We start from the raw sequence: 13,369 nt of genomic DNA, 5'->3' as shown, positions 1-13,369 counted from the left end.
CCCGCGTGAACGATACCCAGCCGAGCCGCCCGCGCGCCCGGCAGTAGGGTCACTCCCGTGCGACTGAGCCCGGCCGTCTGCCGCGAACGACTCGCTGCGGCCGACCACGCCTACCTGGCCAGTATCAGCTCCGGAGACGAACTCCGCCCGCACCTAGTGCCGGTCGTCTTCGCGCTCACCGGCGACGAACTGGTGATCGCGATCGACCAGAAACCGAAGTCCACCACCGACCTGCGCCGCCTCCGCAACATCGCCGCCAACCCGAACGTCACCGTCCTCTGCGACCGGTACGCCGCCGACTGGCGGCAGCTGTGGTGGGTCCGCGCCGACGGCCGGGCGCGGGTCGATGCCGCGAATCCGGCAGCGATCGAACTGCTCGCGGTGAAGTATCCGCAGTACGTGCTCGATCCGCCCCGAGGACCCGTGATCACCGTCACCATCGAACACTGGTCCGGCTGGTCCTTCAGCTGACTCTCGTCAGTAGTTGCGCGCGAAGGCGTGGTGCAGGCCTTGCAGGGTCAGGAACGGCTCATGGTGCTGGATCCGGGTCGACTCCGCGACCACGAGCGGGGCCAGGGCGCCGGTGGCGATCACGGTGACCTGGTCGAAGGACTGCTCGGCGATGATCCGGGCGATCAGGCCGTCGACGAGGGCCGCGAAGCCGAAGATCGCGCCCGACTGGAGCGCCTCGACGGTGTTCTTGGCGACCACCGAGCGTGGCCGGACCAGCTCGACGCGGCGGAGCTGGGCCGCTGCCGCGCCGAGGGCGTCGACCGCGGTCTCGATGCCGGGGGCGATCGCGCCACCGACGAAGGCGCCGTTCGCGTTGACGACGTCGACCGTGGTCGCCGTGCCGAAGTCGGCGATGATGCAGGGGGCGCCATACCGGTTGACCGCGGCGAGCGCGTTGGCGATCCGGTCGGTGCCGACCTCGCGGGGATTGTCGACCAGCACCGGCAGCCCGGTCTTCACGCCCGGCTCGACCACCACGCTCGGCACCTCGCCGTAGTACCGCGCGACCACGTCGCGCAGCTCGTGCAGGACGTGCGGTACGGCGGAGCAGACCGCGATCCCCGACACCGGCGACGCACCGGCCAGCAATCCGTCGAGCAGCACCGCCCACTCGTCCGCCGTACGCCGGGGGTCCGTGCCCACCCACCAGTGCCGCTCGACCGTGCCCTCGAGCACCAGGCCGACCAGGGTCCTGGTGTTCTCGACGGCGACGGCAAGGAGCATGTCAGGCGGCCTGGAGGTCCATCGCGATGTCGAGGACGGGGGCCGAGTGGGTCAGCGCGCCGACGGCGAGAAAGTTCACGCCGGTTTCGGCGACCTCGCGGGCGACCTCGAGCGACAGGCCACCCGAAGCCTCCAGCCGGGCCCGGCCGGCCACCTTCTCGACCGCCTCGCGCAGCTGCGGCACCGCCATGTTGTCGAGCAGGATCAGCTCGGCGCCGGACTCGACCGCGATCAGCGCGTCCTCGACCGAGTCGACCTCGACCTCGACCGACAGGTCCGGATAGGCCTTCCGGACCAGCCGGAACGCCTCCGCGACGCCGCCTGCGGCGATCACGTGGTTGTCCTTGATCAGCGCCGCGTCGGACAACGCCATCCGGTGGTTCTGCCCGCCGCCGCAGCGGACGGCGTACTTCTCCAGGGAGCGCAGCAACGGCATCGTCTTGCGGGTGTCGCGGACGACCGCCCCGGTCCCGGCGACGGTCGCGACCCAGCGACTGGTCAGCGTGGCCACGCCGGAGAGGTGGCAGAGCAGGTTGAGCGCAGTCCGCTCCGCGGTCAGCAGCTGGCGGGTCCTGCCACGCACGGTCATCAGGACCGCGCCCGCCTTGACCTCGGTGCCGTCGGTGACCGAGTGCTCGATCTCGACCGCGTCCTTGCCCGCGATCAGCCGGATCACCAGTTCGGCGATCTCCAGACCGGCCACCACACCGTCGGCCCGGGCCACGAACTCCGCGACCGAGACGTGCTCCGCCTCGACCGTGGCGGTGGTGGTGACGTCGACCCCACCGGCCAGGTCCTCCTCGATGGTGGCCCGGACGAGGTCCTCGACCCACTGCCTGTCGAGCGTGTCATCCATTGCTAGTTCCCCTCAGGTGGTGCTTGTGCCACGAACTTCGCGGCAGGCCGTGCCGAATCATCCTCGACCCGCAGCGTCAGGTCCAGACTGCCCGACCACAACTCGTCGTCACGATCGGGGTGGTCCTCACGCCAGTGCGAGCCGCGACTCTCCTCGCGAACGGTCGCCGCCTCGATCAGCGCGGTCGCCACGGTCGCCAGGTTCGTCGCCTCCCAGTCCGGAGTGCCGGGCTGCTCGGCAGGTTGCTCGATCAGCTTGGCGAGTCTGTCACCCGCCTCCGACAGTCCGCTCGCGCTCCGGATCACGCCGGACCCGACCGTCATCACCCGCTGCAGCTCCGGTACGACGTCCGCGGCCACCAGCCCGGCCACGCGCTCGTCGGCCACCGGCTCGCGCAACTCCGGCAGGTCGGCAGCCAGCGAAGCCGCGATCCGGCGAGCGAAGACGAGGCCCTCGAGCAGCGAGTTGGAGGCGAGCCGGTTGGCGCCGTGCACCCCGGTGCAGGCGACCTCGCCGCACGCGTACAGGCCGGGCACCGAGGTCTGGCCGAACAGGTCGGTCCAGACTCCCCCGGACGAGTAGTGGCAGGCGGGCGCGACCGGGATCAGCTCGTGCACCGGGTCGATCCCGTGCGAGCGGCAGGAAGCCAGGATGGTCGGGAAACGCACCCGCCACTTCTCGTCACCGAAACCGCGGGCGTCGAGGAACATATGATCCTTGCCCGAGGCAAGCATCTGGCGCATGATCGCCTTCGCCACGATGTCGCGCGGAGCCAGGTCGGCGAGCTCGTGCTGACCTTGCAGGAACCGCTTGCCCTCGTGGTCCACCAGGAACGCGCCCTCACCGCGAACGGCCTCGGAGACCAGCGGCTGCTGGCCTTTCGCGCCCTTGCCGAGCCACAGCACTGTCGGATGGAACTGCACGAACTCCAGGTCGCGCACCTTCGCGCCGGCCCGCAACGCCAGCGCCATCCCGTCACCGGTCGAGACGCTCGGGTTGGTGGTGGCGGCGTACAGCTGCCCCAGGCCGCCGGAGGCGAGGATGACCGCGCGGCTGCGGATCGCGCCGACGCCGTCGAGTTGCCCCTCGCCCATCACGTGCAGCGTGACCCCCGCGACCGCGCCGTCCGCGGCCAGCAGCAGGTCGAGCACCAGAGCGTGCTCGATGATCCGGATGTCCGGCGCGCGCTTCACGGCCGCGACCAGCGCGCGCTCGATCTCGGCACCGGTCGCGTCCCCACCGGCGTGGGCGATCCGGTTGCGGTGATGGCCGCCCTCGCGGGTCAGCGACAGGTCTCCGCCGGCACCGGTGTCGAACACGGCGCCGAGCTCGATCAGGTCCCGCACCGCCTCCGGGCCCTCGGTCACGAGCACCCGGACGGCTTCGGGGTCCGACAGGCCGGCCCCGGCGACCAGGGTGTCGTGCAGGTGGTCCTCGGGCGAGTCCTCCGGGCTGAGCGCCGCGGCGATCCCGCCCTGGGCCCACTGGGTCGATCCGGAGGCGACGACGTCCTTGGTCACCACCAGCACCGATCCGAGCTCACGGGCTCTCAGGGCGGCCGTCAACCCCGCTATCCCCGAGCCGATCACCACCACGTCGACCGTGTCGGTCCAGCCGGGTTCGGGCGCAGCCAACCGCTGCGGCACAGCAGGAGCAGTCATCCCGCGACCGTATCAACCGGTCTCAGCGAAGAGTGATGGAAATGTTGTCGATGAGACGGGTGCTCCCCACCCGGGCCGCGATCAGCATCCTGGACTCGCCCGGACCGATCACCGGGCCGAGATCCGGCGCCCGCAGCGCCAGGTAGTCGATCTGCACCGACGGCACGGCCTCCAGCTCGGCGTGCGCGGCAGCCAGGACGGCGTCCGGTCCGTTCATCCCGGCCTTGGCGCCCGCGGTCAGCGCCCGGTACAGCACCAGCGCCTCGTCCCGCTCGGTCTCGTCCAGGCAGCGGTTGCGCGACGACATCGCCAGGCCGTCGGCCTCCCGGACGGTCTGGACCGGCACGATGTCGACGTCCATGTCGAGATCGCAGACCATCTCGCGGATCAGCGTCAGCTGCTGGTAGTCCTTCTCGCCGAACAGCGCCAGGTCCGGCGAGGTCAGGTGCAGCATCTTCGCCACCACCGTCAGGACCCCGGCGAAGTGTCCCGGCCGGACCTGTCCCTCCAGCTCGTCGGCGAGCGGTCCGGGATGCACGGTGATCGAGGGCTCGTTCGGGTAGAGCTCGTCGCGGGACGGGTTGAAGACCAGGTCGACGCCCTCGTTCTTGGCGATCGCCAGGTCGCTGGCCAGCGTCCGCGGGTAGCGGTCGAAGTCCTCGGCCGGCCCGAACTGCAGCGGGTTCACGAAGATCGTCAGCACCACGCTGCCGGCCGGCCCGACCCGGTCGCGCGCCTCCGCCAGCAAGGCGGCGTGGCCCTCGTGCAGCGCGCCCATCGTCATCACGACGGCCCGCGGCCGGATCGCCGCTGCCGCTCGCAGCTCGGCCTTCGTCTGGGTGAGTCTCACCGTGGCGCCTCCCCTGTCTCGGGTTGCCCTGCTGGTTGCCCGGCTGGTTGCACTGCCGGTCGTACTGCCAGTACCTCGAGGAACCGTTCGGCCGTACCGCGCTCCAGCCGGCCGTCCGCCGCGGCCAGCTCCACCGTCGCGCGGGCCAGTTCGGCGTACGTGCCGGCGGTGCGCCCTCGCAGTACGGCCAAGTGAGCTGCCACCGTCTCGACGTCACCGCGCGCTACCGGCCCGGTGAGCGCATCATGACCGGACCGCAGCGTGTTGTCGAGAGTTGCGGCCAGCAAGGGCCGCAGTGTGGCCGCCGGGTCGGTGACGCCGGCTTCTCGCAGTACTGCGAAGGCTTGGACGAGCAGCGTGGTCAGGTGGTTCGCGCCGTGCACCACACCTGCGTGGTACTGCGCACGCTTCTCCTCCGCCACCCACTGCAGCTCAGCGCCCAGCGCCTTGACCAGTCGCTTCACCACTGGCCGAGCATCGTCCGGCGCGGTGGCCGTGAAGGTGATCGCGCTGAGGTCTGGTTGGTCGCCGGTGAACGTCATGGGCGGGTGCAGGGCGACAGGTGTTGCCGCTGACGGCAGCAGGACCGACAGTCCGTGTGCACCCGACAGATGTACGAGGTACTGGCCTGCTGTCAGCGGCAGGCTCTGGGCGACCTCACGGATCGCACTGTCCGGTACTGCGACCAGTACGACGTCCGCGCGGCCGGTCACCTCCGCAGGCGAGAGGACCGGAACGTCAGGCAAGAGTCTCGCGGCGCGGTCGAGCGACGCCTGCGAGCGTGCGGTGACGCCGGTGACGGGATGCCCGGCGGACGCCAGGGCTGCTCCCAAGGCGCTGCCGGCCCGGCCGGAGCCGATGATGCCGATGCGTTCCATGTCCACTCTCGTTCGTTCCAGTCCCTTGCCGGGTACCAGACGATTGGTGCGGTTCAGGACAGCGTAGTGCCGAATCCCGTACCCGCCCCATCTCCGAAGTGCGATCCCTCTCACGCCGGCCCGCACCGCGGCGTGCTCCCGGATCGAGTTCTCCGCCAGTGGTGGGACGATGGGCCGCTGGGTGGGACGATGGGCCGGTGAGTGGACAAACCGACCCCTGGGCGACGCGGACCGGCCTGACCGCGATCCTGATCACCGTGCCCGAGCTGACCGAGTTCACCGATCGGTGGCGGTCCGTCTCCTACTCGCCGGCCCGGCCGACGATCTCCCTCAACGAGCTGATCCCGCCGCACGTGACAGTGCTGGTGCCGTGGCGGCAGGACCCGTCGCCGGAGGCCGTTCAGCGGCTGGAGGACGCCGTGGCGGAGATCGAGCCGTTCGAGCTGACCTTCCCGACGGCGGGCCAGTTCCCCAACGGCACCACCTGGCTGCGACCCGAGCCGTGGGACCGGGTTCGCGACTTGGTCGCCACCGTCCAGGCGGCCTTTCCCGAGTGCCCGCCGTACGGCGGTGAGCACCCGGACCCGCACCCGCACCTGACCATCTCCTCTTCGGCCCAAGGCGGCCCGGCGCTGGTCGCCGAGGCCCAAGCAGCCCTGGACACCGAGGAGGTGCCGACGATCCGCCTCGACGACCTGACCATCTGGCGCGAAGGTGACGACGGCATCTGGCAGCTGACCGGCTCGGTCGCGCTCGGCGGGGACCCCGAGCTGAGGTGACCCGCTCGACCTTCCGCGAGGCGTGGGACGCGGCGTTGTACGGGCCGGACGGCTTCTACCGCCGGGAACGCCCCGCCGCGCACTTCCGTACTTCGGTTCACGCGTCACCGCTCTTCGGTCAGGCAATTGCCCGACTGGCGGAGCAACTGGGCGTCACCCAGGCGACCGATCTCGGCGCCGGCGAAGGCGAACTCGGCCGCGTACTACGCCCAATCGGGCTGGACGTGCTCGACGTGGAGCTCGACGACGAGCTGCCGCCCCGGCTGACCGGCCTGGTGATCGCGAACGAGTGGCTCGACAACCTCCCGTGCGAGGTGGCCGAACTCGACCCCGCGGGCCGGCCCCGCTACCTACTCGCCGACCAGCGTCCGGGAGATGTTGTCGCAGGCAACGATCTGGTCTGGTTGGAGAAGTGGTGGCCGCTGGCCGAACCCGGCGACCGGGCCGAGATCGGGCTCAGCCGCGACGAGGCCTGGGCCGACGTGGTCAGCCGGGTGGACGACGGGGTGGCCTTGGCCATCGACTACGGGCACGTGCGCGGCGCACGTCCGCCGTACGGGACAGTGACTGGGTTCAGGGGCGGCAGGGAGTGCCAGGTGGCCCTGGACGGCTCCTGTGACGTCACTGCGCACGTTGCGCTGGACTCACTGACTGCTGCCGTCTCTGGCCAGCTCACGACGCAGCGAGAGGCTCTGCGCGCACTCGGCCTGTCTGCCCAGCGACCTGGCCAGGAGCTGGCCCGCACGGAGCCCCTGCGCTACCTGGCTGAGTTGTCGTCGGCAGGCGAGGCGGCCGAGCTGTTGAACCCTTCGGGGCTCGGCTCGTTCGGCTGGAGCTGGGCCGGCACCGCTGCCGCCGTACGACGTGCTTCTCGTGCCCTGTCGGCCTGAGCCTCCACCAGCGCCGCAGCCTCCACCTGATCGCGGTGCAGCGCGATGGCGTCCGTCGGGCCTAGTGGCGTGTCCACGTGGACGTTGGCCAGGCCCAGACGCCGCTGGATCGGTCCTTGGTGCAGACGGACCGACTGCGTCTTGTGGTGCAGCACGATCGAAGTACGGCGGCTGATCCAGCCGCGCGTGGTCACCAGGACCTGGTCGTCGACACCGTAGGCCAGGTAGCGCCAGCCGACCGGCCGCAGCCATTTCACCCGCTCCGGCGCCTGGTGCATTTCGATGGCCGACAGGTCCAAGCCGGGGAGCACCCGCGCGAGCACGCCCGCCACCTCCTGGCGCTCACCGACCGGAAGCAGCTGGGCACCCAGATTGTCGTCTTCGCCGTCGGCAGGAGAGCCCGCCACTCCGGCGATGTCCAGGTCGACCCGCGACCAGCCGAGCAGCCGCCAGATCAGCGGTTCGGTGATCAGCAGCCCCTGCACGCGGCCCGGCGGCACCGTCTGCCGCTGGACGTCGAACAGGCCACGCTTGGTGCGCAGCCCTTCGTGGGTCTCCGACAGGGTGAAGCCGTGGTTGCCGACCACCTGCTTCCAGATGGGTTGCACGACACCCAGCAGCAGCGGCAGACCGGCGAACAGCCCGACGTGGAACTCCAGCACCATGGTGGCGACGATCAGCCAGATCAGACCGGCCGCGCTGGCCAGCACGGTCGAGGACAGCAGGGTGGCGCCGAGCAGCCGGCCGGTCGGCACGACCAGCAGTGCCTCGGGTGCGATCTCGTCGGCGGCCTGCTGCTCGACGGCCTGCTCGCCCTTGGCTCTGACCAGCAGCGTGGCCCGTAGCTTCTGCGCGTCGCCGTAGCTGAAGTAGCTCAGCCGGCCGTCGCTCTTGCCACCACCCGCGACGTCCATCCGCAGCTCGGCCATCCCGAAGATCCTGGCCACGAACGGCTGCGCCACGTCGATCGTCTGGATCCGGTCGAACCGGATGATCCTGGTCCGGCGGAACAGGAAGCCGCTGTCCACCCGGATCGCGTCGTCGGTGAGCTGCCACTTGGTGAACCACCACGACAGCGCGCCGAGCAGAATGCCGCCGACCAGCACGCCGGCCAGGCCGATCCCGGCGATCTTCAGGTTGCTGCGCAGACCTTCGTTGTTGGCCATCGCGAAGGCCGCGACGACGAAGTACCCCCAGCCCTTCACGAACGGGGTCAGCGGATGCAGCCGCGCGCCCGTCACCGGCTCGGTGACCGGCGGCGCCGTGGGCAGCGGGGACGGCTCTGTCACAGGCCCCACGCCTGCGCCTGGCCGAGGGCGGAGAGACGGTCGCGCAGCCTGGCCGCCTCGTCCGGGTGCAGCCCGGGGATCTTCGCGTCGGTCGCCGGCGTGGCGGTGTGCAGCTCGACCGTGGCCAGCCCGAACGAGCGCTCCAGCGGTCCGGCCGCGACGTCGACGAACTGCATCCGCCCGTACGGCACCACGACCAGCTGGCGGAACATCGTGCCGTGGCTGACCAGTAGCTCGTCCTCGCGCTCGGCGTACTTCCAGGAGCGCTGGTTGCGGCCGATCAGCACCCACGACCACAGGTAGCCGAGCGCGATCAGCACCACCGCCAGTACGCCGTACAGCCAGCTCAGCAGCATGCCGAGCGTCACCAGCGCGACGATCGCCAGCACGCCGAGCGAGATGGCCGTGCTGACCCGCCGGACCGACGCGAGCTTCGGCGAGACCGGCGTCCAGCTGACATCGGAAGGAGCAAAGAGGTCGTCCACGCTCCAAGCCTGTCACGATAGGGGTCATGAGTACCGAACGTGTGGTGGGAATCGGCGCGGGGGCCGCGGCATTCGAGCGCGGTGGCACGGACCCGGGCACCGAGCTGCCGACCACCGACATGGTGCTCAACATCGGGCCGCAGCACCCCGCCACCCACGGCGTACTGCGCCTGCGGCTGCGGCTGGACGGTGAGCGGATCGTCGGGTGCGAGCCGATCATCGGCTACATGCACCGCGGCGCGGAGAAGCTGTTCGAGGTGCGCGACTACCGGCAGATCATCGTGCTGGCGAACCGGCACGACTGGCTGTCGGCGTTCTCCAACGAGCTCGGCGTGGTGCTCGCGGTCGAGCAGATGATGGGCCTGGAGGTGCCGGTCCGCGCGGTCTGGCTGCGGACCCTGCTGACCGAGCTGAACCGGATCCTGAACCACCTGATGTTCCTCGGTTCCTACCCGCTCGAGCTGGGCGCGATCACGCCGGTCTTCTACGCGTTCCGCGAGCGCGAGACGATCCAGGCGGTGATGGAGGAGCTGTCCGGCGGCCGGATGCACTACATGTTCAACCGGGTCGGCGGGCTGAAGGAAGACCTGCCCTACGGCTGGCTGGACCGGGCCGGCGCCGCGTCGGCCGCGGTCCGGCGGCGGCTGCCCGACATCGAGAACCTTGTCCTGGGCAACGAGATCTTCCGGGCCCGGACCGTCGGGGTGGGCCGGCTGTCACCGGAACTGATCGCGGCGTACGGCGTCTCCGGCCCGATCGCCCGCGCCTCCGGGGTCGACGCCGACCTGCGCCGCGACGAGCCCTACCTGGCCTACGAGGAGCTCGCCCGCGACGGCGTACTGCGCGTCGTCACCCGCACCGACGGCGACTGCTTCGCCCGCTTCTCCGTGCTGCTCGACCAGGTCAAGGTCTCCCTCGACCTCGTCGACGCCTGCCTGGACCGCCTGCGCACCCTCCCGGCCGGCCCGGTCAACGTCCGGCTGCCGAAGATCCTCAAGGTCCCCGAAGGCGAGATCTACACCTGGACCGAGAACCCCCTCGGCATCAACGGCTACTACCTCGTCTCCCGCGGCGACAAGACCCCCTGGCGCCTCAAACTCCGCTCCGCCAGCTTCAACAACATCTCGGTCCTCCCCGAAATGCTCCCCGACACCGTCATCGCCGACATGGTCGCCATCCTCGGCAGCATGTTCTTCGTCGTCGGCGACATCGACAAGTAGCCCAGCCGGCGTCAGGAGGCGGCGAGGCCGCGGAGTTTGAGGTCTACCACGGTGGGGGCGTCGGCGTGGGAGTGCTTGTCGCCGGCGGCGACCACGGTGGCGACCTCTTCGTCGATCTTGTCGAGGCGCTGGTCGATCTTGTCCAGGCGGCGCTGCATCAGGTCGACGAACTCGGCGTTCTCGACCACCCGGGCGCTGGTGATCCGGGAGTACTCCTGGGCTACCTGGGCACGCTCGTCGCTGTGCTTCAGGCGCTCGATCAGGAGTTGGTGGCGGGTCAGGGCCGAGGCGCCGACCGCGACCAGGACGGCGGCGACGGCGGCCGCGCGCAGGATCCACTGGTTCTGCGAGAACAGCGAGATACTCACGGCCAGGCAGATCAGGACCAGCAGCACGTTGGCGACCACGAGAACTGTGGCCCTGGTTCGACGGCGGCTACCCCTTGACCCCATGGACCGACATGTTAGGGGGTCTCTTCGGGGTCATCGGGGATACGACACGCCCGTTCCAGGAGCAATCCGGCCGTGACGACCAGCACAGAGATCACGGCCGCAGCACCGGCGGTGATCACACGGTTCCGCGGTCCGGAGGAGCCGACCGCGCTCAGGAAGGATAACGCGAACCCTGCGTAAACCCCGGTGCACAACGCGCCGACGAAAGCGCTGGCTTTTCCGATCATCAGCAGGAAGACCGCGCGGGAGGCCTCGATCCGCTCGTGCCGGACCTGGATCCGCTGGTGGGTGTTGCGGGCCGCGGTGAACAGCAGCGCGGCCAGGAAACCCCAGGCCACCAGCGTGAGCCACGACACCACCGGCGCGACGCCGCCACTGGACTCGATCGCCCGGACCATGGTCCAGCCGATCGCCACCCCGAGGACGACGATCGCGGACAGCAGCCGCCGTGAGGTCGGCCGGACCGACCCCGGCCGCGGCGGCTCCTGGCCGGACCCCGAGGCCCGGCCCGGGCCGGTACCGCCCGACACCACTACTGCAGCTCGATGGTGAGCTCGTCGAGCTTCTTCACGCCGTCGCTGCCCACCTTGGCGAGCAGCTCGGCCACCGGGCCCACCCCGGGCAGGACCGCGTCGGGCTCGATGTCCAGCCAGGGCGCGAGCACGAAGGCGCGCTCGTGCGCCCGCGGGTGCGGCACCGTCAGCTCCTCGGTCTCGATCGACTTCTTGCCGTAGGTGATCAGGTCGACGTCCAGGGTCCGCGGCGCGCCCTTCACGCCGCGCTCCCGGCCGAAGGCCTGCTCGACGGCGTGCGCGCGGTCCAGCAGGGTGTCGACCGACAGCGTCGTGTCGGCCAGCAGCACGATGTTCAGGTAGGGGCCGGACTCGTCCGGGCCACCGATCGGCTCGGTCTCGTAGATCGGCGAGACGTCGACGACGACCACGTCGGGGGTGTCCCGCAGCGCGTCGACGCCGCCCTGCAGGTTGGCTTCCCGGTCGCCGAGATTACTACCGAGCGACAGGATCACCTGCCGGATCGGCTTGAGGCCACCGCTCAGGGTGTCCGCGTCGATCACGTGGGGGCTAGGGGTCTCAGTCACGAGGATTCTCCGGCTCTGCGCTGCACGGTCAGGACAACGTCGTCGAAAGGCACCGTGATCGGCGCCGATGGTTTGTGGATGGTCACCGCGGTGGCTGTCACCCGCCGGTCGGCGAGGCACAGATCCGCGATCCGTTGGGCCAGTGTCTCAATCAGGTCGACCGGGTCGCTCTCGATGGCCGCGTGCACCTGCTCGGCCACCAGCCCGTAGTTCACGGTGTCCACCAGCCGGTCGGAGGCGGCGGCCGGCCGGGTGTCCAGCTCCAGCCGGACGTCCACGACGAACTCCTGCCCGTCGGTCCGCTCGTGCTCGAAGACACCGTGCCGCCCGAATCCACGGATGCCGCGGATCTCGATCACGTCCGGGGGCCGCACCTCAGAGGGCAGTACGGGACCGCTCACTCTGCCTCCTCCTGTCGACCCCCGGACGACAGTACCGGGGAGGCGTGGTGGATCCACAACCGCCAGCCGGAACCGGTCCGGCGGAAGACGTTGGTGGCCAGTGCCTTTCCCCCCGCGAAACCCTCCTCCGGTGCCCCTTCGCCCGACGACAGGACATTCTCCGTACAGGTGACGTAGGCCACGTCTTCATCAACTCTTACCTGTACGTCGGTCAGGAAGAACTGGATGTACGGCGTATTGGCGAAGATCATCGCCCAGGCCCGCATCATCTCGGAGTACCCGTAGATCGCCGCGTTGCCCGGATGGATGCAGACCGGATCGGGCTCCGGCAGCCAGACCGCCGCCATCAGGTCCAGGTCGCCTGCCTCGAACGCGTTGTAGAACGCGGTGTTCGCGTTCAGCACCACGGTCTCCGCGGAGGCACCCGTACCCCGTCGCGTACCGCCCGGCTCTTCGGTCATACCGCTCCCCACCGGCGCGCAACCCGGACCGCGTCCGCACTCGGTGCCACCGCGTGAGCCCGGACACACCAGGCTCCGGCCGCGGCGGCGAGGGCGGAGACGGCCGCGCTGGCGTCGTCTCGTCGTACGGCCGGTCTAGGCTCCCCGGTCTCCTCGTCGGCGAGCAGCCTACCCAGGAACGCCTTCCGTGAGGCACCGATCAGCAACGGCCTTTCCAGGACGGCGAACTCGCGCAGCCGGCGCAGCACCTCCCAGTTGTGGTCCGCGTTCTTCGCGAAGCCCAGTCCGGGGTCGAGCGCGACCCGGTTCAGGTCCACTCCGGCCGCGGCGATCGCCTCGAGGCGCAGGGCCAGTTCGGCGACCACCTCGGGCACCACATCGGCGTACTGCGCGCGCTGCTGCATCTCGGCGGAGTGCCCACGCCAGTGCATGCAGACGTACGGCGTACCCCGGTCGGCCACCAGCCCGAGCATCTCCGGGTCGGCCAGCCCGCCGGACACGTCGTTGACCATCACGGCCCCGGCGTCCAGCGCGAGCGCGGCGACATCGGCGCGCATCGTGTCGATCGAGATCAGCGCTCCCTCGGCGGCCAGCGTCTCGATCACCGGCAGCACCCGGCGGAGCTCCTCGGCCGGCGCCGGCCGCTCGGCCCCCGGCCGGGTGGACTCCCCACCGACGTCCAGCAGGTCGGCGCCTTCGGCCAGCAGTTCACGCCCGTGCTCGATCGCGGCGGTCGGCTCGAACCACTCACCGCCGTCGGAGAACGAGTCCGGGGTCACGTTGACGACGCCCATCACCAGACAGCGATCCGG

Annotated in this window: 16 protein-coding genes and 1 pseudogene; 4 read left to right on the top strand and 13 right to left on the bottom strand. The window is 70.4% G+C overall.

The window, feature by feature from the left end; translation table 11 throughout:
* The first annotated feature begins 57 nt into the window (after nucleotides 1-57).
* A complete protein-coding gene (locus OX958_RS04755; RefSeq protein ID WP_270135933.1) occupies nucleotides 58-471 on the top strand; it encodes a TIGR03668 family PPOX class F420-dependent oxidoreductase in 414 nt (137 codons plus the stop codon).
* A gap of 6 nt (nucleotides 472-477) precedes the next feature.
* Here OX958_RS04755 and OX958_RS04750 read toward each other — a convergent pair whose 3' ends face one another.
* From OX958_RS04750 to OX958_RS04730, 5 genes are read right to left on the bottom strand one after another with little or no spacing between them, the layout of a single operon-like run.
* Nucleotides 478-1,236 carry a type III pantothenate kinase gene (locus tag OX958_RS04750; RefSeq protein WP_270135932.1) on the bottom strand — a complete coding sequence of 253 codons (759 nt, stop codon included), beginning with the start codon at nucleotides 1,234-1,236 and terminating at the stop codon, nucleotides 478-480.
* A gap of 1 nt (nucleotide 1,237) precedes the next feature.
* Nucleotides 1,238-2,092 (bottom strand): carboxylating nicotinate-nucleotide diphosphorylase, encoded by an 855-nt coding sequence (nadC, locus tag OX958_RS04745; RefSeq protein ID WP_270135931.1) that lies wholly within the window; start codon nucleotides 2,090-2,092, stop codon nucleotides 1,238-1,240.
* Between the two features lie 2 nt (nucleotides 2,093-2,094).
* Nucleotides 2,095-3,753 (bottom strand): L-aspartate oxidase, encoded by a 1,659-nt coding sequence (locus tag OX958_RS04740; protein ID WP_270135930.1) that lies wholly within the window; start codon nucleotides 3,751-3,753, stop codon nucleotides 2,095-2,097.
* A gap of 22 nt (nucleotides 3,754-3,775) precedes the next feature.
* Nucleotides 3,776-4,603: a pantoate--beta-alanine ligase gene (panC, locus tag OX958_RS04735; RefSeq protein ID WP_270135929.1), complete on the bottom strand. Its 828-nt coding sequence runs from the start codon at nucleotides 4,601-4,603 to the stop codon at nucleotides 3,776-3,778.
* A complete protein-coding gene (locus OX958_RS04730; RefSeq protein ID WP_270135928.1) occupies nucleotides 4,600-5,481 on the bottom strand; it encodes a Rossmann-like and DUF2520 domain-containing protein in 882 nt (293 codons plus the stop codon). The genes panC and OX958_RS04730 overlap by 4 nt, the downstream gene beginning before the upstream one ends.
* A 197-nt stretch (nucleotides 5,482-5,678) precedes the next feature.
* Between OX958_RS04730 and OX958_RS04725 the strand changes: the two genes are divergently transcribed.
* Nucleotides 5,679-6,260, top strand: coding sequence for a 2'-5' RNA ligase family protein (locus tag OX958_RS04725; RefSeq protein ID WP_270135927.1), 582 nt, complete (start codon nucleotides 5,679-5,681; stop codon nucleotides 6,258-6,260).
* Nucleotides 6,257-6,871 (top strand): annotated as a pseudogene (locus OX958_RS35260) (SAM-dependent methyltransferase); the annotation flags it as partial. The gene OX958_RS04725 and the pseudogene OX958_RS35260, both read left to right, overlap by 4 nt.
* A gap of 146 nt (nucleotides 6,872-7,017) precedes the next feature.
* Here OX958_RS35260 and OX958_RS04715 read toward each other — a convergent pair.
* On the bottom strand, nucleotides 7,018-8,439 hold the full coding sequence (locus OX958_RS04715; RefSeq protein WP_270135926.1) for a PH domain-containing protein: 1,422 nt from the start codon (nucleotides 8,437-8,439) through the stop codon (nucleotides 7,018-7,020).
* The gene (locus OX958_RS04710) at nucleotides 8,436-8,924 is read right to left on the bottom strand and encodes a PH domain-containing protein (protein ID WP_270135925.1); all 489 of its coding nucleotides are present in this window, start codon (nucleotides 8,922-8,924) and stop codon (nucleotides 8,436-8,438) included. Before OX958_RS04710 ends, OX958_RS04715 begins: the two co-directional genes overlap by 4 nt.
* Before the next feature lie 26 nt (nucleotides 8,925-8,950).
* Here OX958_RS04710 and OX958_RS04705 point away from each other — a divergent pair, with 26 nt between their 5' ends.
* Nucleotides 8,951-10,144 (top strand): NADH-quinone oxidoreductase subunit D, encoded by a 1,194-nt coding sequence (locus tag OX958_RS04705; RefSeq protein ID WP_270135924.1) that lies wholly within the window; start codon nucleotides 8,951-8,953, stop codon nucleotides 10,142-10,144.
* Between the two features lie 11 nt (nucleotides 10,145-10,155).
* Here OX958_RS04705 and OX958_RS04700 read toward each other — a convergent pair whose 3' ends face one another.
* The 6 genes from OX958_RS04700 to folP are packed head-to-tail and all read right to left on the bottom strand — an operon-like array spanning nucleotide 10,156 to nucleotide 13,351.
* Complete coding sequence (locus OX958_RS04700; RefSeq protein WP_270135923.1) at nucleotides 10,156-10,596, bottom strand: hypothetical protein; 441 nt, start codon at nucleotides 10,594-10,596, stop codon at nucleotides 10,156-10,158.
* A gap of 11 nt (nucleotides 10,597-10,607) precedes the next feature.
* On the bottom strand, nucleotides 10,608-11,126 hold the full coding sequence (locus OX958_RS04695; RefSeq protein ID WP_270135922.1) for a DUF3180 domain-containing protein: 519 nt from the start codon (nucleotides 11,124-11,126) through the stop codon (nucleotides 10,608-10,610).
* A 2-nt stretch (nucleotides 11,127-11,128) separates the two neighbouring features.
* A complete protein-coding gene (folK, locus tag OX958_RS04690; RefSeq protein ID WP_270135921.1) occupies nucleotides 11,129-11,695 on the bottom strand; it encodes a 2-amino-4-hydroxy-6-hydroxymethyldihydropteridine diphosphokinase in 567 nt (188 codons plus the stop codon).
* Nucleotides 11,692-12,096 (bottom strand): dihydroneopterin aldolase, encoded by a 405-nt coding sequence (gene folB, locus OX958_RS04685; protein WP_270135920.1) that lies wholly within the window; start codon nucleotides 12,094-12,096, stop codon nucleotides 11,692-11,694. The genes folK and folB overlap by 4 nt, the downstream gene beginning before the upstream one ends.
* The gene (locus OX958_RS04680; RefSeq protein WP_270135919.1) at nucleotides 12,093-12,557 is read right to left on the bottom strand and encodes a nuclear transport factor 2 family protein; all 465 of its coding nucleotides are present in this window, start codon (nucleotides 12,555-12,557) and stop codon (nucleotides 12,093-12,095) included. Before OX958_RS04680 ends, folB begins: the two co-directional genes overlap by 4 nt.
* Nucleotides 12,554-13,351: a dihydropteroate synthase gene (folP, locus tag OX958_RS04675; protein WP_270138986.1), complete on the bottom strand. Its 798-nt coding sequence runs from the start codon at nucleotides 13,349-13,351 to the stop codon at nucleotides 12,554-12,556. The genes OX958_RS04680 and folP overlap by 4 nt, the downstream gene beginning before the upstream one ends.
* Nucleotides 13,352-13,369: the final 18 nt, after the last annotated feature.

This window comes from Kribbella sp. CA-293567 (genome assembly GCF_027627575.1).
Classification (GTDB): domain Bacteria; phylum Actinomycetota; class Actinomycetes; order Propionibacteriales; family Kribbellaceae; genus Kribbella.
Note: the sequence above shows the minus strand (reverse complement) of the source record. Positions and strands in the feature narration are given on the sequence as shown.

Coding starts and splice junctions, on each gene's coding strand:
- OX958_RS04750 (WP_270135932.1), bottom strand. CDS start 1,236: ATGCTCCTTGCCGTCGCCGTCGAGAACACCAGGACCCTGGTCGGCCTG.
- nadC (WP_270135931.1), bottom strand. CDS start 2,092: ATGGATGACACGCTCGACAGGCAGTGGGTCGAGGACCTCGTCCGGGCC.
- OX958_RS04740 (WP_270135930.1), bottom strand. CDS start 3,753: ATGACTGCTCCTGCTGTGCCGCAGCGGTTGGCTGCGCCCGAACCCGGC.
- OX958_RS04730 (WP_270135928.1), bottom strand. CDS start 5,481: ATGGAACGCATCGGCATCATCGGCTCCGGCCGGGCCGGCAGCGCCTTG.
- OX958_RS04705 (WP_270135924.1), top strand. CDS start 8,951: ATGAGTACCGAACGTGTGGTGGGAATCGGCGCGGGGGCCGCGGCATTC.
- OX958_RS04700 (WP_270135923.1), bottom strand. CDS start 10,596: ATGGGGTCAAGGGGTAGCCGCCGTCGAACCAGGGCCACAGTTCTCGTG.
- OX958_RS04680 (WP_270135919.1), bottom strand. CDS start 12,557: ATGACCGAAGAGCCGGGCGGTACGCGACGGGGTACGGGTGCCTCCGCG.
- folP (WP_270138986.1), bottom strand. CDS start 13,351: ATGGGCGTCGTCAACGTGACCCCGGACTCGTTCTCCGACGGCGGTGAG.